Raw genomic sequence first — 15,850 nt, 5'->3', positions numbered from 1 at the left:
GGGAACACCATGCGCAGCGACACCATCACCCTGAGCGGCATCACCGCCATCGGGCACCACGGCGTCTTTGAGCACGAGAAGCGCGACGGCCAGCCCTTCACGCTCGACGTCGTGCTGCACACCGATATCCGGAAGGCGGCGGCCAGCGACAACGTCGCCGACACCGCGCACTATGGCGAACTCGGCGAGCTCGTGGTCGCCCAGATCCAGGACGGACCCTGGGACCTGATCGAGACGCTGGCGGAAAAGACCGCCGCGGCGATCCTCGGTTCCTTCCCCACCGTCTCGGGGGTCGAGGTCATCGTGCACAAGCCCAAGGCCCCGATCACCGTGACCTTTTCCGACGTCACGATCCACATTTACCGCGAACGGGAGTGAACCGAATGGTTTCCTGCATCCTTGCCCTGGGTTCCAACCTGGGCGAACGTGCCGGAACGCTCCAGGCCGCGGTTGCCGAACTGGCCGCCACACCGGGAATCGAGGTGGTGTGCGTCTCCGACACCGCGGTGACCAAGCCCGTGGGAGGGCCCGCAGGCCAACCCGACTTCCTGAACCTGGTGCTGCGCATCAACACCGACCTGGCCCCGCTGGGGCTCCTGGCAGCCTGCCAGGCCATCGAGCAGGCACACCACCGCACCCGCGAGGTGCGCTGGGGCCCGCGCACCCTCGACATCGACGTGATCACCTACGGCGGGCAAACCAGCGACGACCCGGTGCTGACGCTGCCGCACCCGCGGGCCGCGACGCGCGGCTTCGTGCTGCTTCCCTGGTCCTGGATGGAACCCGACGCCACGCTGGACGGGACGCCGGTGGCCGAGCTGGCCGCCGCCGCGGCGGACACCCCGGGCATCAAACGTGCCGAAGCGGAGGCCTAGGCCGATGAACTCGCTGCGGCCCCTGTGGGTCTTCACGGTGCTGGTGATCGGCGTCGTCGCCGGCTACGCCTTGCAGATCCTTGCCACCACCCGCGGCTACCCGGTGCCGGTGCTGCACTGGACCTCGCTGGTGTCCATGGGCGCTGCCTGCCTGATCACCCTGGTGATGGGCATCCGCATCAAGCTCTACACCTCCGGGCGGACCAAGAAGCGGGTGGACCCGATTGCCGCGGCCAGGACCCTGGTGCTGGCCCAGGCCAGCGTGTATGCCGGGTCCATCATCGCCGGATGGCACGGCGGGATCCTGTTGGGGCTTCTCACCGCGGCAGGATTGGGCAGCGAGGCGGTGAAATCATCCTTGGTGATGATCGGCGGTGCGCTGGTGATGGTTATCGTGGGATGGGTTGTGGAACAGTTCTGCAAGCTGCCCCCGGAAGATCCTTCGGACCCGGCGGCCAAGACCGAGGGCGAGGACGAGGAAGGCTATGCAGCAGGAACCAATTGATCCGGCCGGGATCCACTGGACCCGGGTGTCCCCGAGCTACGCAAAGGTCCGCATGGTGGGCTGGGGCATTGGCGCGCTGGTGACGCTGGCGGTGCTGTGCATGCCGCTGGTGCTGAACCGGTTCGGGGTGTGGACCGGCTTCCCGCTCTGGCTGGCCATTGCCATCCCCGCGGTGGCGGTGGCCATCGACATCATTCGCCTGGTGCTGATTCCGCGCCAGGTTGCAGCGATCGGCTATGCAGAGCGCGAGGACGACCTGCTGGTGCGCCAGGGGTTGATGTTCCAAAAGGTGCTGGTGGTTCCCTACGGCCGGATGCAATTCGTCGACGTGGCCGTCGGACCCATCGACAGGATGCTGGGGCTGTGCAAGGTCAAGCTGCACACCGCGGCGGCCGACGCCACCGCCGAGATCCCCGGCCTGCCCCTGGCAGAGGGCACGCGCCTGCGCGAGCAGCTTGCGGCCCGCGGCGAATCGCGTTTGGCCGGGCTGTGAACCCCCCACCCGCACCGGAGCCCGGTGCACCCGAGGTGCCGTGGCACCGGGTCCACCCGGTCTCGCCCTTGGTGCGCGGCTGGCTCGCCGTGGTGGCCATCGCCTTCGTCTACGGGCAAAACACCCTTTCCTCCTTCTTCGGCGAGGAGGAACCAAGCAGCGGACCCGATTTTGTCTCCGGCGCCCCGCTGCTGGTTTCGCTGCTCATCGGCGGCGGCATCCTGCTGCTGATCCTGCTGGGCTTCTTCGGCTCCTGGTGGTTCACCAAGTACCAGATCACCGAGCGCCACGTGAACGTGAATTCCGGCATGGTCTTCCGCCAGCAGCGCCAGGCACGCATCGACCGGGTGCAGTCGATCGACATTGCCCAGCCGCTGGTCGCCCGGATCTTCGGGCTGGCCGAGCTGCGCTTCGACGTCGCAGACTCCGGCTCCGCCGCCATGAACCTGGCCTTCGTGAAGCTCTCCGAGGCCCACGAACTGCGCAACTCCATCCTGGCCCGCGCCGCAGGACTGCAGGCAACCAACGATTCCCCGCCACCGCTTGCACCGGCCGGCGAGCAGGGGCCTGCCGGTGGCCAGTCTCCGGAACCCGGGCAAATGGCGGATGCGCGGTTCCCGCCCGCCGATGCGGCGCCGCGCGGCCCCCGGGCAGCGAGCGAACGCGTGGTCGCCAGCGTCCCGCTGGGCCGGCTGGTCGGTTCCATCCTGTTGCGCCCGTCCACGGTGTTCATGCTGCTGGGCCTTATCGGGCTGGCCATCGCCATGTCCAACATCGAGGGTTTCGCGCCGTTCTACCTGCTCCCGGCGCTGCTGGGCATGGCCGGCGCGCTGTGGAACAACCTCAACACCGGCTACAACTTCAAGGCCGCCACGAGTGCCGACGGATTGCGCGTGGGCTACGGGCTGCTGGACACCCGCCACCAAACGGTGCCCCCGGGGCGGGTGCAGGCCATCAAGGTTTCCGCCCCCTTCTTCTGGCGTCCGATGGGTTGGTACAAGGTCGCGGTCAATGTCGCGGGCATCGGCGGAGGGGCCGCGAACGATGCGGAGCAACGCAGCGTGCTGCTGCCGGTGGGCACCTACGAGGACGTGCTCGCGGTGCTCTCGGTGGTGCTGCCGTCCCCCGGGGTGGAGGCGCCGCGCGAATTCTTTGCCGCCGCCATCAACGGCAGCGGCACAGCGCACGGCTTCGTGGTTTCCCCGCCCCGGATCCGCCCGCTCGCGCTCCTGGCCTACCGCCGGCAGGGCTACGCGCTGACCGACACCGCGTTGGTGGCACGCAACGGCGCGCTGCACCGCACCATCGCCATCGTTCCGCACGCCCGCACCCAAGGGCTTTCCCTGCGCCAGGGCCCCCTGGCCCGGCGGATGGGCGTGGTTGACCTGGCCCTTGCCACGATCCCCGGGCCGGTGGTGCCGGTGGTGCGCCAGCTCGACATCGATGCGGGACGGGACCTGTTCCTTGAACAGGCAGACCGCGCCGCCGCGGCGCGGAAGCAAACGGATTCGAACCACTGGCTGGGAGACGCATGAGAAACACGGGCAAGCCGGGACGGCTGGGAGTGGGCGTCATCGGCGCCGGCAAGGTCGGCGCCGTGCTGGGTGCGGCGCTGCGCGCGGCCGAGCACCAAGTCATCGGGGTCCACGCGGTCTCCGAGTCCTCGCTCGAACGCGCGGAGCTGCTCCTTCCCGACGTCCCGGTGCTGCAGATCCCGGAGATCCTGCGCCGCGCCGAACTGGTCATCCTGGCGGTGCCCGACGACGCGCTGGCGGACCTGGTCTCCGGGCTCGCCGCGGCCGGACATTGGCAGGTGGGCCAGCTGGTGGTGCACACCGCCGGGCGCTACGGCACCGAGGTGCTGGCTCCGGCAATGGCAGCCGGCGCCATTGGGCTGGCCATCCACCCGGCCATGACCTTCACCGGGATGAGCATGGACCTGGAGCGGCTCGGCGATTGTGTCTTCGGGGTCACCGCCTCGAACATGGTTCTTCCCATCGCCCAGGCGCTCGTGGTGGAAATGGGCGGCGAGCCGGTGGTCATCGCCGAGGAAGACCGGGTCAAGTACCACGCGGCCCTGTCACACGCCTCCAACCACCTGGTGACGGTTGCCGGGCAGTCGGCGGGCATCCTGGCGGGCATCGGCGTCGAGCATCCCGAGCGGGTGCTCTCGGCGCTCATGCGTGCCTCGCTGGAAAATGCGCTGGCCTCCGGGGAGGGCGCGCTGACCGGGCCGGTGGCCCGCGGGGATGTGCAGACGGTTGCCGCGCACCGGGCCGCACTGGCCGGGGAGGACATCGGCGAGGACACCCGGGAGGGCTACCTGGCGATGAGCCGGGCGACAGCGCTGCGCGCCCATGCCCGCGGGTTGATCAACCGGGAGACCCTCGACGGGATCCTGGCCGCATTGGGCGAACCGACACACTAGGGCCATCGGCGGAACCCGCGGATAAACTGGGCCGGTGAGCACACCAGCAGATACAGCCGGCCGCACCCCCCGCATCGTCCGCACGGCGGCCGAACTTTCGGCGGCGATTGCCCGGGCCATCGAGTTCAATGCCCCGGAGCAGGGCACCGCAACCTTGGGACTGGTGCCCACGATGGGAGCCCTGCACTCGGGCCACGAGTCCCTGGTTTCCACCGCCCGGGCGCACAACGACGTGCTGGTGGTCAGCATCTTCGTCAACGAGCTGCAATTCAACGATGCGCAGGATTTTGCCAGATATCCGCGCACCCTCGAGGCCGACGTCGAGATCCTGGCCCGCGCCGGTGCCGACATCGTCTTTGCCCCCCAGGCTTCGACGGTCTACCCCGACGGCCGCCCACTGATCAAGATCGATTCGGGGGAACTGGGATCCAAGTTCGAGGGCGCTTCGCGACCGGGCCACTTCGACGGGATGCTCGCCGTGGTGGCCAAGCTGCTCCACTTTGCCATGCCGCCCGCCACGCTTGGGGTACCAGTTTCCTATCGCGCATATTTTGGACAGAAGGACGCGCAGCAGCTGGTGCTCATCAACCGCATGGTGGCCGACCTGAACTACCCGGTCGAAATTTGCTCGGTGCCCATCATCCGCAGCGCCGAGGGACTGGCCCTTTCCAGCCGGAACCAATTCCTCACCGCGGAGCAGGCCAAGGCGGCCCTGGTGATCCACCGGGCATTGAGCTTGGTCAAGGAACGGGCCGAACGGCACGAACCGCTGTATCTGGAGGACGCCGCGGGACTCTTCGAGATGGAACCCCTGGTGGAGCTCGACTACTTCGAACTGGTTGACCCGCGCACCTTGCAGGAGCTGGCCTTCAATTGCCAGGACACCCCGTTCACCGGCGAGGGGTTGCTGCTGGTGGCGGCGAGGGTCGGCGAGGTCCGGCTGATCGACAATATGCCGCTGGGCTACTGAGCCTGCCGGCCCGGGTGGCCTACTTCGTGTCCCATCGGCTGGCAGCCTGCCGCAACAGCGACCGGAAACGTGAAAGGTCCGCGATGATTTCCGCGGCACTTTGCCCCGTAGTCGAAAGCCCCGCAGACTGGCCGGCATAGACCGGAGCAAGGGAAGTGTCTCCCTCGGCGCGGGCGCCGTTGATCGATGTGGTCAGGGAGTCGTCTGCCTTCACCGCGGCACCGAGGGCCTCGAGGTTCTCGGCCCAGGTATCGCTGAAGTCGTTGCGCAAGGCCCGGCCGCCGTATTGAACCGGCCAGTCAATGCGCTGGGCAATGTCAAAGGCGCGGGTGTAGACGGTGTCATCCAGGCCGGCCGCCCCGATGGAATCCTTGATGTTGCGGTGGCTGGTCGATTCCGTCGCGGCTGCGAAACGCGTTCCGATCCATGCGGCCGATGCGCCGGCACCCAGTACTGCGGCGACCCCGGCGGCCGTGGCCAAACCTCCCGCGGCAATGACGGGCTTGCCGGTTCGTTCCAGTGCCAGCTGAAGCAGGGGAAGGGTGGACACCTCATTGCGTCCATGACCGCCTCCCTCATTCCCCCGGCAGATCACCACATCGATGTCGTCTTCCAGTGCGCGGGAAAGCTCTGCTGCATTCCCGACCTGCATGCCCACCAAAGCACCGGACTGATGCGCAAGGGAGGCGGCGGGTCCGGGTTCCCCAAAGCTAATGCAGACGAAGGAAGGGCCGTGATCCAACACCTGTTCCAGCGGTTCAAGGTTCTTCGCCAGGACCCAGGCCATGAGTCCGGCGCCCCACCCCCGACCGGATGACGCGGCAAGTGCTGCCTCGTTGTCGATCCACTCCTTGGTGGCATTGCCACCGATGCCCAGCATGCCAAAGCCTCCGGCGGCAGAAACAGCTGCAGCCAGTGCGCCGCCGGCCGCACCGGCCATCGATGCGTTGAAGATTGGCTCGGTGTAACCGAGTATCTGCTGCAATGGGTTGAGGGATTGCTGAATGGGCGATGCGTTTACGGGAAATTCAGGCATGTTTTCAGTCTATGGCCGACCCCTGACGCTGTAGTGATGCAGGGCTCATTTGACGCTTTTGGCCGAATGGCCGAAAAACGCAGCCGCAGCAGGGTCTGGGCCCCGTATTTCCGGGGGTTTTGGCCTTCCGGTATGATGCGTTTCACCGCTGGAGTAACCGTGAAAAATAGTCTCAAATTCTCACTTCAGACGCGTACAGTGAATCGTTGAGACGTGGAACACGATGCGTATGCCCTGGTTGCTTCCCCGCGGTGCGGACGCGATTCTGCCCTACCGCTGAAACGGCCACGGTGTGCGCGCGGATGAATGGATGGGACAGATATGAGCACAGATTCGTCAGTTGCTACCAACGCAGCAAAGCCGATGGCAAACGCGAACCACCGTGACAACAACGTTCGACCACAGGATGATCTGTATCGTCATGCCAATGGGGCTTGGCTATCTACTGCACAGATACCCGCGGATCAAGGTAGCTACGGCTCCTTCATGGCCCTGCGAGACGATTCCGAGGCAGCCGTGCGGGCAATCATTGAAAGCGCCCAAGACAACCGGATCGCTGCTGACGGGACCCCTGACGCACGCAAAGAGCGCATCGCGAACCTCTATGAAAGCTTCATGGACGAGGAGCGGATCGAAGCCAGTGGAGTCGAACCCATCCGGACCGATCTGTCATCCATTTATGCCACCACGTCGATTGCCGAACTTGTCACCCTCAGCGGATCGTTTTTCCGGCGAGGTGTGTCCGGTTTCATCCAGGCAGGTGCCAGTTCGGATGCCGGATCGCCGGAGCGAAATCTCCTCACCCTGATTCAGGGTGGACTTGGGCTGCCGGATGAGTCCTACTACCGCGAAGAGCAGTTCGCCGAACTCCTTGGCGAATACCGGGAGCACCTGGGCCGTTTGCTGGCACTTGGGGAAATCAAGGACACCGAGGCCGCAGCGCGGGACGTCGTCGCGTTGGAAATTGCGTTGGCTTCCCATCACTGGGACAGAGTCAAGTGCCGCGACGCCCAGGCGCGTTACAACCTGATGGATGCCTCGACTCTCCTTGAACACATTCCTTCTCTTTCCGAATGGCTTCGTGGCGCCGGCATCGAGGAAAAGTATTTCGCCGAGGTCGATGTCTGGGAGCCGAGCTATCTCACGGGGCTCGAGCAGGTGCTGAACAGCGAATCGCTGGCTTCATGGCAACACTGGCTGGCAGTGCAACTGATCCGATCCAACGCACCTTACTTGTCCAGCGCATTCGTCAACGAGAACTTCTCCTTCTATTCCGCGAAGCTTTCCGGAGTTCAGGAGCTTCGTGAGCGCTGGAAGCGAGGTGTGGCGTTCACCGAAGGAGCCGTCGGCGAGGACATCGGCCAGCTGTATGTAGCCGAGCATTTTCCAGAGCGCAGCAAGGACAAAATGGAAGCTCTGGTTGCCAACCTCATTGATGCCTACCGTCAGTCCATCGGGGAGCTGGAATGGATGAGCCCTGACACCAAGGACAAGGCGCTGGAGAAACTGTCCATGTTCCGGCCCAAGATCGGCTACCCGAACGAGTGGATCGACTACTCCGCCATTTCCACCGTGGCCGACAATGTGATTTCCAATATCGCAGCGGCAAACGAATTCGAGTTCCTGCGTGAACTTAAGAAGATCGACGACGGTGTGGACCGTGAGTTGTGGTTCATGTTCCCGCAAACCGTCAACGCCTACTACCACCCATTGTTGAATGAGATTGCCTTCCCTGCTGCAATCCTCCGCTCACCCTTCTTCGACGCCGACCGGGATGCCGCTTCCAACTATGGCGCCATAGGCGCGGTGATCGGGCACGAGATAGGACACGGCTTCGATGACCAAGGGTCCCAGTTTGACGGGACGGGCCAGTTGAAAAACTGGTGGACCGACGAGGACCGGGCAGCCTTTGAAAAACTCACCGGCAAACTCGTCGACCAATACGAAGCGCTGGTACCGCTGGAAGCGCCGGAACACCACGTCAACGGAAAGCTCACCCTCGGTGAGAACATTGGGGACTTGGGCGGACTTGGCATTGCATACACGGCCTACAAGCTGGATTTGGCTGCCCGCGGCGTGGCTGCTGACGAAGTTATAGATGGTTTGAACGGTGACCAGCGGTTCTTCTATTCCTGGGCCGAGTGCTGGCGTACGCTGACCCGCCCGGAGACCATGGTCACCCGCATCACCACTGACCCGCACTCACCCGGTGAGTTCCGTTGCAATCAGGTGCCCAAGAATATGGATGCGTTCCATGAAGCCTTCGATACCAAGCCCGGCGACGGCATGTGGATGGACCCCATGGACCGCGTCAGGATCTGGTAGTCAGGAATGCTTCCGTTGCCCCTTTCCACGCGTGTGCAGGGGCAACGGAAGCGGTTTCGCCGCGATGCTGTAACGCGGCGACGTGGTCGCCGGTGTCATCTAGCAATGCCGCGAAGGCTGCCGGAACGGAGCCGTGAATGCCCTTGGTCGTTTCGAGGAATGTGGATCCTGGAACGACCTGATGGAGCTTGCGCGCCGTAGAACGAAAATATGCTGCGCTCTTGGCACCTGCCATGAAATGCGTATTACGCGGAAGAACCGCAAAGCTGTCTGCGGACTACGGCTCTGCCAGAGTTGCCCGCAGTTCTCCCACCTCGATGGGAAGCATGCTCCGGGCAAGCTCTCCGTCCTTGGTTGACTTGCCACGCCCACGACGGTCGTAGAAATCCACTGCCTAGGCGTCGCCCAGCTGAGCGCTGAGGGCAGCGGCGAATGGCCGAGGGATGAGCGCAGTATGGAGAGTACCTCCCATGGCTAGGATTCGGCGGTGGCCGGGAGCACGAGGGTTGCCCTAGGAATACAGGGCGAGTGAACCACCGTGGGGTGTTTGAAGAATGGCTTCTTCCCCGATCCCTTCATTCTATTCGGGGTTCGAAGAAGGCCTTGAGGTGTTGCTCCCCACCTCTCAGCCCGCACGCAGAATATTCGGACTAGAATTGGATATTGTGACTGCCGAAAAAACTGCCCCAGTAGCTAACCCCACCGAGACCAACGACCAGCGCCAGGTGCGCATGGACAAGCGTGCCGCTTTGTTGGCCCGTGGAGAAGAAGCCTATCCAGTGGGCGTTGCACGGACTCACTCGCTTCATGAGATCCGGGAGCAATTCCCGGACCTTGCCCCCGACACCGCCACGGGCTTCCAAGCCGGCATCGTCGGGCGCATTGTCTTCATGCGCAATACGGGCAAGCTTTGCTTCGCCACCTTGCAGGAGGGCGGCCCCGAAGGTACGGGTACCCGGCTCCAGGCCATGCTTTCTCTCGCCAACGTGGGCGAGGAAAGGCTCGCCGACTGGAAGGCCCTTGTGGACCTGGGTGACCACGTGCTGATCACCGGTGAGGTCATTGCTTCGCGCCGAGGCGAACTTTCGGTCATGGCAAGTGATTGGCAAATGGCTTCCAAGGCGCTGCGTCCACTGCCGGTGTTGCACGCGGACCTCAACGAGGAAACGCGCGTGCGCCAGCGCTATGCCGACCTGATCGTGCGCGATGAGGCACGGGAGATGGTTTACAAGCGCGCGGCAATCACGCGCGCGGTCCGCGACACTCTGCATGCCCGCGATTACGTCGAGGTTGAAACCCCGATGCTGCAGCTGATCCACGGTGGTGCCTCTGCTCGTCCGTTCGAGACGCATTTGAATGCCTTTGACCAGCCAATGACGTTGCGTATTGCCACCGAATTGTTCCTCAAGCGTGCAGTCGTCGGCGGTATTGACCGCGTCTTTGAATTGGGGCGGATCTTCCGCAACGAAGGCGTGGATTCCACGCACTCCCCGGAGTTCACGACCCTTGAATCCTACGAAGCCTATGCGGATCAATTCGTGATGGCCGACCGCATCAAGGAAATCATCCTTAATGCCGCCGATGCCGTTGGCGCCGGCCGCCAGATCGAAACTTCCAAGGGCACCATCAACCTTGATGGCGAATGGGCATGGTTGGGCGTCTATCCCGGACTTTCCGAAGCAGTGGGCCAAGAAATTACCCCCGACACCGACGTCGAAACCCTGCGAGCAGTTGCCGAAAAGCATGGCGTGAAAGTCGACCCAAAGTGGGAATCTCAAAAGCTGGTCATTGAATTGTTTGGCGAAATCGTTGAACCGACCCTTATCGACCCGACCTTCGTCTACGACTATCCGCCGGCTGCGCAGCCACTGGCCCGCCCGCACCGCAGCACGCCGGGAATTATCGAAGCTTGGGATCTGGTCATTGGAGGGATGGAACGGGGAACCGCGTTCTCCGAGCTGATCGACCCCGTGATCCAGCGAGAACGACTGACCGCGCAGTCCCGTATGGCTGCCGACGGCGACGACGAAGCCATGCAGCTGGACGAGGACTTCCTGCGTGCGCTCGAATACGGAGCCCCGCCGATGGGTGGCATTGGGTTGGGTATTGACCGACTGGTCATGCTCTTCGCAGACACTGGAATTCGAGAAACGATCCTCTTCCCACTGCTAAAGCCGGAGGCCTAATATGCCATATATTGAGGAACTTCTTCCAACTATTGTTGTTGCGCTCGTGTTTTGGTTTGTCATTCGTGCCGTATCCAATGTGGATCGCAGTGAGCGTGCTGCAGAAGCCAAAGCGGACGAACAAATCAATATAACGGCGCATCACGAGGACAACAAAAGCCCGAAAGCTGATAATTAGCCCAATATCTGAATTCCCACTTGCTGGATGATCCGTTGTTATGATTATGTTATGGGTACACACAAGGGCACAAACCGTTAATGTGTTCATGTGAATTCCCACCACAGCAAGGAGAAGCTAATGGCGCGTCAAGTCCAAATTGCATTGATTGATGATATTGATGGTTCCGAGGCGGTCGAATCTATCGTATTCGGTATCGGCGGTCAGCATTATGAAATCGACCTCAACGAGGAACATGCCGCGGCATTCCGCGAGGCTTTCAAGCCGTACATCAAGGTCGCACGCACCTCGAAGCAGTTCACTCCGAAGGAAGCCCCGGCCATCCGTGCTTGGGCCAAGGAGAACAACGTCAAGGTCAACGCCCGCGGACGCCTGCAGGCCGATGTCATCTCCGCCTACCATGCAGCCCAGGCGAAGAAATCGCGTTCCAAGTCCAAGTAGAACTTTCGACTTCTGATATTTCTGGGGAGCCTGCGGGCTCCCGCCGCTGTGGGGGTAGGCAATAGACGTCGGGGGATCGGATCCATTGAAATGGGTCAGGTCCCCCGAGTTTGTTTAATGCGAAGAAGAACGCCGAGGGTGAACAATGTTATCCCTTGGGCGAACATCCAACACGAGCCCTAATTTGATGCGTAGCATCGAAATACGTGTTAGCTAGGAGTGTGCCGCATGTTTGAGAGATTTACCGACCGTGCCCGTCGCGTTGTCGTGCTTGCCCAAGAAGAGGCGCGCATGCTCAACCACAACTACATCGGAACCGAGCACGTATTGCTCGGCCTCATCCATGAAGGCGAGGGAGTAGCGGCCAAGGCCCTTGAGTCGCTGAACATATCCCTTGGTGCCGTGCGTGAGCAGGTCCAAGAGATTATCGGACAGGGCCAGCAGGCTCCTTCCGGCCACATCCCCTTTACGCCCCGCGCCAAGAAGGTTCTCGAGCTCTCGCTGCGCGAAGCGCTGCAGCTGGGGCACAACTACATTGGCACGGAGCATATCCTGCTCGGCCTGATTCGCGAGGGCGAGGGTGTTGCCGCCCAAGTCCTGGTGAAGCTCGGTGCCGACCTGTCTCGCGTGCGCCAGCAAGTCATCCAGCTGCTCTCCGGCTACCAAGGCGGCAAGGAAACCGCCGGTGCCGGTGTTAGCTCCGGTGGACAGAGCGAGGGCACTCCTGCCGGTTCGGCCGTGCTCGACCAGTTTGGCCGCAACCTCACGACCGCTGCCCGCGAGGGCAAGCTTGACCCGGTTATTGGCCGGGAGTTCGAGATGGAACGCGTCATGCAGGTTCTCTCGCGCCGCACCAAGAACAACCCGGTGCTCATCGGTGAACCCGGTGTCGGCAAGACTGCAGTCGTCGAGGGCCTGGCCCAGGCGATCGTGCGCGGAGATGTGCCGGAAACCATCAAGGACAAGCAGCTTTACACCCTTGACCTCGGGTCCCTGGTTGCCGGTTCGCGTTACCGCGGTGACTTCGAGGAACGCCTGAAGAAGGTCCTCAAGGAAATCCGCACCCGCGGCGATATCATCCTCTTTATCGACGAGATCCATACCCTTGTCGGTGCCGGTGCGGCCGAGGGCGCAATCGACGCTGCCTCGATCCTCAAGCCGATGCTTGCCCGTGGAGAACTCCAGACCATCGGTGCAACCACGCTTGACGAATACCGCAAGCACATCGAAAAGGACGCGGCCCTCGAACGCCGGTTCCAGCCGATCCAGGTCAAGGAACCCTCGGTGGAGCACACTACGCAGATCCTGCGTGGATTGCGCGACCGTTACGAGGCCCATCACCGCGTCTCGATTACCGACGGTGCCCTGTCCGCGGCCGCCGAGCTGGCACACCGCTACATCTCGGACCGCTTCCTTCCCGACAAGGCCATCGACCTGATCGATGAGGCCGGCGCGCGACTTCGCATCCGCCGCATGACCGCCCCTCCGGCGCTCAAGCTCATGGACGAGGAAATCGCCACGGTTCGCTTGGAGAAGGAAGCCGCCATCGACGCGCAGGACTTCGAGGGTGCCGCCTCGCTGCGCGACAAGGAAGGCAAGCTCCAGGAAGCCCGTGCGGAGAAGGAGAAGGCCTGGAAGAACGGCGAACTCGACGAGATCGCCGAGGTCGATGCCGACCTGATCGCCGAGGTCCTGGCCAACTCCACCGGCATCCCGGTGGTCAAGCTCACCGAGGAAGAGTCCACGCGACTGCTGAACATGGAAGACGAGCTGCACAAGCGGGTCATCGGCCAGGATGAGGCAATCAAGGCGATCTCCCAGGCCATACGGCGCACCCGTGCCGGGTTGAAGGACCCGAATCGCCCAGGCGGCTCGTTCATCTTCGCCGGCCCCACCGGCGTCGGCAAGACCGAGCTGGCCAAGGCGCTCGCGGAATTCCTCTTCGGCGAGGAAGACGCGCTGATCACCCTGGACATGTCCGAGTACTCGGAGAAGCACACTGTCTCCCGTCTCTTCGGTGCCCCTCCGGGCTATGTCGGCTACGAGGAGGGCGGCCAGCTCACCGAGAAGGTCCGCCGCCGCCCGTTCTCCGTCGTGCTCTTCGACGAGGTCGAGAAGGCCCACGCGGACCTGTTCAACTCGTTGCTGCAGATCCTGGAAGACGGCCGCCTGACCGATTCCCAGGGCCGCGTGGTGGACTTCAAGAACACCGTGATCATCATGACCACGAACCTTGGCACCCGCGACATCTCCAAGGGCGTGATGACCGGTTTCCAGTCGTCCGCGGACACCAAGACCGGCTACAACCGGATGCAGGCGAAGGTCCAGGAAGAGCTGCGCCAGCACTTCCGCCCCGAGTTCCTGAACCGTGTTGACGACGTTGTGGTCTTCCCGCAGCTGACGCAGGACGAGATCGTGGAGATCGTGGACCTGTTCCTCGGCCGCCTGAAGAAGCGCCTGGTCGACAGGAACATGACCATCGAGCTGTCGCAGGCCGCCCGCGTCCTGCTGGCGACCCGCGGTTACGACCCGGCCATGGGCGCCCGTCCGTTGCGCCGCACCATGCAGCGCGACATCGAGGACCAGCTTTCGGAGAAGATCCTCTTCGGCGAATTGGTTCCCGGCCAGCACATCAAGGTCGACGTCGAGGGCGAAGGCGACGACGCGACATTCACCTTCCACGGCGAAGGCGGGACCCCGCAAATCGAGGGCGAGTCCGCCCCGATCGCCATCGAAGGCTAGAAGGACCAAGCAAAAAACGCCTGGGGCAGGCATCCGCAAGGATGCCGACCCCAGGCGTTTTTGCGTCAACGGACCTCGGGGCCTGCTACACAATTCACGATGGGCGCCAACGCCGGGCATAGGATACAAGAATGGAATCCTTTACCGTCAGGCGTGCGAAGACCAGCGATGTAAAGAGCATCCGCAACCTCGTCAGGCCGCTGGCGGAGGACCGAGTGCTGCTCGAAAAGGAAGCTGTCGCCTACTACGAAAACCTGCAGGAATTCTTCGTTGCCGAGGACGCCGAGGGCAATGTCATCGGCTGCGGGGGACTGCACGTCATGTGGGAGGACATCGCCGAGGTCCGCACCCTGGCCAGCGATGCTGCCTGGCGTGGCCACGGCGTGGGACACCGACTGCTGGCGAAATTGCTCAACGAGGCGCGCGAGCTGGGCGTCTCACGGGTGTTCTGCCTGACTTTCGAGGTCGATTTCTTCCTGCGCAACGGGTTCACGGTGATGGCCGAGCAGAGCGCCGTCGACCCGGAGGTCTACTCCGAGCTCCTGCGTTCCACCGACGAGGGCGTGGCCGAGTTCCTGGATCTCGCGCGGGTCAAGCCCAATACGCTGGGCAACACCCGGATGATCACCCACCTCTAGTCGGATCGGCACCGGGATCCCGGGCTCCCCTAGCGCGGCAGGGCTATGCCCGCGGGGGATTGCTGGGCCAACCCGTCGGCCAAGAGGGAGGCCAGGGCGCGTTCACGCTGTTCGGCCGGTGCGTCCAGCGCATGCAACCCGACCCAGGCCCGGTGCTCGTCGTCGGCCTCGCGGGCCGGATTCAGTGGCCGTGCTTCCGCGGCAGCTGCTGCCAGGTCGACGGTGCCTAGCAGGTCTCTGCGCTGGACCGGGGCCGTGGAATGGCGGAGCACCGCCATCATGGCCCCACGCACCTGCCTGTCGGTTCCGTGCCACGGTTGGCCCTTGGGCTTGTAATGCGGCTCGGGGCGCCCGGCGGCGATCCAGGCGCACTGGTTGACGACAGGGCAGTCCTCGCAACGCGGGGAGCGCGCCGTGCACACCAACGCACCGAGCTCCATCACCGCGATGTTCCAGTCGTTGGCCAACGCAGTGCCGGCGTCGTTGCCCTCCCCGGCCTGAGGCAGCAGTCGTGCGGCCAGCGCGAGTTCCGCGGCGTTCTGGCTTTGCTCGGGCAACGCCTTGCCACTGACCAGCCGGGCATGGACGCGGCGGATGTTGGTGTCCACCACCACCGTGGGGACCTTGAAGGCGAAACAGGCGATGGCTGCTGCCGTGTAGGTGCCGACGCCGGGCAGTGCCAGCAATTCGGCCTCGGTCCCCGGGACCTTCCCGCCGTGTTCGTTGGTGATGACGACTGCGGCGGCATGCAGTCGCAGTGCACGGCGCGGATATCCCAGGCGCCCCCAGGCCCGCACGGCTTCGGCGACCGGCTCTGCCGCCAGCGCCGCGGGTGTGGGCCAGCGCTGCATCCAGGCTTCCCAGACCGGGCGCACGCGCACCACGGGGGTCTGTTGCAGCATGAACTCGGAAACCATCACGGCCCACGGGCCGGCCGCGGAGCCGCGCCAAGGCAGCTCGCGGGCGTTGGCGGAATACCACGCGGTGATGTCGTGATGGATTTTCTCCAGGGCGGGGTGGGGCACGGCGGGGG

At 63.7% G+C, this 15,850-nt stretch carries 15 protein-coding genes; 13 read left to right on the top strand and 2 right to left on the bottom strand.

Annotated elements, in window-relative coordinates; all coding sequences use genetic code 11:
- The first annotated feature begins 9 nt into the window (after positions 1-9).
- Genes folB through panC form a run of 7 tightly spaced genes read left to right on the top strand, consistent with a single transcriptional unit; the run spans position 10 to position 5,271 of the window.
- Complete coding sequence (gene folB, locus Q2T94_RS06240; RefSeq protein ID WP_264270981.1) at positions 10-378, top strand: dihydroneopterin aldolase; 369 nt, start codon at positions 10-12, stop codon at positions 376-378.
- Between the two features lie 5 nt (positions 379-383).
- On the top strand, positions 384-875 hold the full coding sequence (gene folK / locus Q2T94_RS06235) for a 2-amino-4-hydroxy-6-hydroxymethyldihydropteridine diphosphokinase (protein ID WP_302263279.1): 492 nt from the start codon (positions 384-386) through the stop codon (positions 873-875).
- 4 nt (positions 876-879) lie between these two features.
- On the top strand, positions 880-1,380 hold the full coding sequence (locus tag Q2T94_RS06230; protein ID WP_302263278.1) for a DUF3180 domain-containing protein: 501 nt from the start codon (positions 880-882) through the stop codon (positions 1,378-1,380).
- Positions 1,361-1,873 carry a PH domain-containing protein gene (locus Q2T94_RS06225; RefSeq protein ID WP_302263277.1) on the top strand — a complete coding sequence of 171 codons (513 nt, stop codon included), beginning with the start codon at positions 1,361-1,363 and terminating at the stop codon, positions 1,871-1,873. Before Q2T94_RS06230 ends, Q2T94_RS06225 begins: the two co-directional genes overlap by 20 nt.
- On the top strand, positions 1,870-3,408 hold the full coding sequence (locus tag Q2T94_RS06220) for a PH domain-containing protein (RefSeq protein ID WP_302263276.1): 1,539 nt from the start codon (positions 1,870-1,872) through the stop codon (positions 3,406-3,408). Before Q2T94_RS06225 ends, Q2T94_RS06220 begins: the two co-directional genes overlap by 4 nt.
- On the top strand, positions 3,405-4,301 hold the full coding sequence (locus Q2T94_RS06215) for a Rossmann-like and DUF2520 domain-containing protein (protein ID WP_302263275.1): 897 nt from the start codon (positions 3,405-3,407) through the stop codon (positions 4,299-4,301). Before Q2T94_RS06220 ends, Q2T94_RS06215 begins: the two co-directional genes overlap by 4 nt.
- A gap of 34 nt (positions 4,302-4,335) precedes the next feature.
- On the top strand, positions 4,336-5,271 hold the full coding sequence (gene panC / locus Q2T94_RS06210) for a pantoate--beta-alanine ligase (protein WP_302263274.1): 936 nt from the start codon (positions 4,336-4,338) through the stop codon (positions 5,269-5,271).
- Positions 5,272-5,290: 19 nt separating this feature from the next.
- Here the strand turns inward: panC and Q2T94_RS06205 are convergent, their stop codons facing one another.
- Positions 5,291-6,307, bottom strand: coding sequence for an NAD(P)H-dependent flavin oxidoreductase (locus Q2T94_RS06205; RefSeq protein WP_302263273.1), 1,017 nt, complete (start codon positions 6,305-6,307; stop codon positions 5,291-5,293).
- Between the two features lie 321 nt (positions 6,308-6,628).
- Between Q2T94_RS06205 and Q2T94_RS06200 the strand changes: the two genes are divergently transcribed.
- The 6 genes from Q2T94_RS06200 (at position 6,629) to Q2T94_RS06170 (ending at position 14,817) form a co-directional block, all read left to right on the top strand.
- Positions 6,629-8,632: a M13 family metallopeptidase gene (locus tag Q2T94_RS06200; RefSeq protein ID WP_302263272.1), complete on the top strand. Its 2,004-nt coding sequence runs from the start codon at positions 6,629-6,631 to the stop codon at positions 8,630-8,632.
- Between the two features lie 662 nt (positions 8,633-9,294).
- A complete protein-coding gene (gene lysS / locus Q2T94_RS06190; RefSeq protein WP_372342931.1) occupies positions 9,295-10,818 on the top strand; it encodes a lysine--tRNA ligase in 1,524 nt (507 codons plus the stop codon).
- Between the two features lies 1 nt (position 10,819).
- The gene (locus Q2T94_RS06185) at positions 10,820-10,996 is read left to right on the top strand and encodes a hypothetical protein (protein WP_302263271.1); all 177 of its coding nucleotides are present in this window, start codon (positions 10,820-10,822) and stop codon (positions 10,994-10,996) included.
- Positions 10,997-11,116: 120 nt separating this feature from the next.
- The gene (locus Q2T94_RS06180; RefSeq protein WP_264270584.1) at positions 11,117-11,437 is read left to right on the top strand and encodes a histone-like nucleoid-structuring protein Lsr2; all 321 of its coding nucleotides are present in this window, start codon (positions 11,117-11,119) and stop codon (positions 11,435-11,437) included.
- A 228-nt stretch (positions 11,438-11,665) separates the two neighbouring features.
- Positions 11,666-14,179, top strand: a complete 2,514-nt coding sequence (locus tag Q2T94_RS06175) for an ATP-dependent Clp protease ATP-binding subunit (RefSeq protein WP_302263270.1) — start codon at positions 11,666-11,668, stop codon at positions 14,177-14,179.
- Between the two features lie 131 nt (positions 14,180-14,310).
- Complete coding sequence (locus tag Q2T94_RS06170; RefSeq protein WP_264270484.1) at positions 14,311-14,817, top strand: amino-acid N-acetyltransferase; 507 nt, start codon at positions 14,311-14,313, stop codon at positions 14,815-14,817.
- 29 nt (positions 14,818-14,846) lie between these two features.
- Here the strand turns inward: Q2T94_RS06170 and Q2T94_RS06165 are convergent, their stop codons facing one another.
- Entirely contained in the window at positions 14,847-15,842 is a 996-nt protein-coding gene (locus Q2T94_RS06165) for an HhH-GPD family protein (protein ID WP_302263269.1), read from the bottom strand.
- Positions 15,843-15,850: the final 8 nt, after the last annotated feature.

It is taken from the genome of Paeniglutamicibacter sulfureus (assembly GCF_030512175.1).
Lineage (GTDB): Bacteria > Actinomycetota > Actinomycetes > Actinomycetales > Micrococcaceae > Paeniglutamicibacter > Paeniglutamicibacter sulfureus.
Note: the sequence above shows the minus strand (reverse complement) of the source record. Positions and strands in the feature narration are given on the sequence as shown.

Coding starts and splice junctions, on each gene's coding strand:
- Q2T94_RS06170 (WP_264270484.1), top strand. CDS start 14,311: ATGGAATCCTTTACCGTCAGGCGTGCGAAGACCAGCGATGTAAAGAGC.
- Q2T94_RS06200 (WP_302263272.1), top strand. CDS start 6,629: ATGAGCACAGATTCGTCAGTTGCTACCAACGCAGCAAAGCCGATGGCA.
- Q2T94_RS06230 (WP_302263278.1), top strand. CDS start 880: ATGAACTCGCTGCGGCCCCTGTGGGTCTTCACGGTGCTGGTGATCGGC.
- Q2T94_RS06180 (WP_264270584.1), top strand. CDS start 11,117: ATGGCGCGTCAAGTCCAAATTGCATTGATTGATGATATTGATGGTTCC.
- Q2T94_RS06175 (WP_302263270.1), top strand. CDS start 11,666: ATGTTTGAGAGATTTACCGACCGTGCCCGTCGCGTTGTCGTGCTTGCC.
- Q2T94_RS06215 (WP_302263275.1), top strand. CDS start 3,405: ATGAGAAACACGGGCAAGCCGGGACGGCTGGGAGTGGGCGTCATCGGC.
- folK (WP_302263279.1), top strand. CDS start 384: ATGGTTTCCTGCATCCTTGCCCTGGGTTCCAACCTGGGCGAACGTGCC.
- Q2T94_RS06185 (WP_302263271.1), top strand. CDS start 10,820: ATGCCATATATTGAGGAACTTCTTCCAACTATTGTTGTTGCGCTCGTG.
- folB (WP_264270981.1), top strand. CDS start 10: ATGCGCAGCGACACCATCACCCTGAGCGGCATCACCGCCATCGGGCAC.
- Q2T94_RS06205 (WP_302263273.1), bottom strand. CDS start 6,307: ATGCCTGAATTTCCCGTAAACGCATCGCCCATTCAGCAATCCCTCAAC.
- Q2T94_RS06225 (WP_302263277.1), top strand. CDS start 1,361: ATGCAGCAGGAACCAATTGATCCGGCCGGGATCCACTGGACCCGGGTG.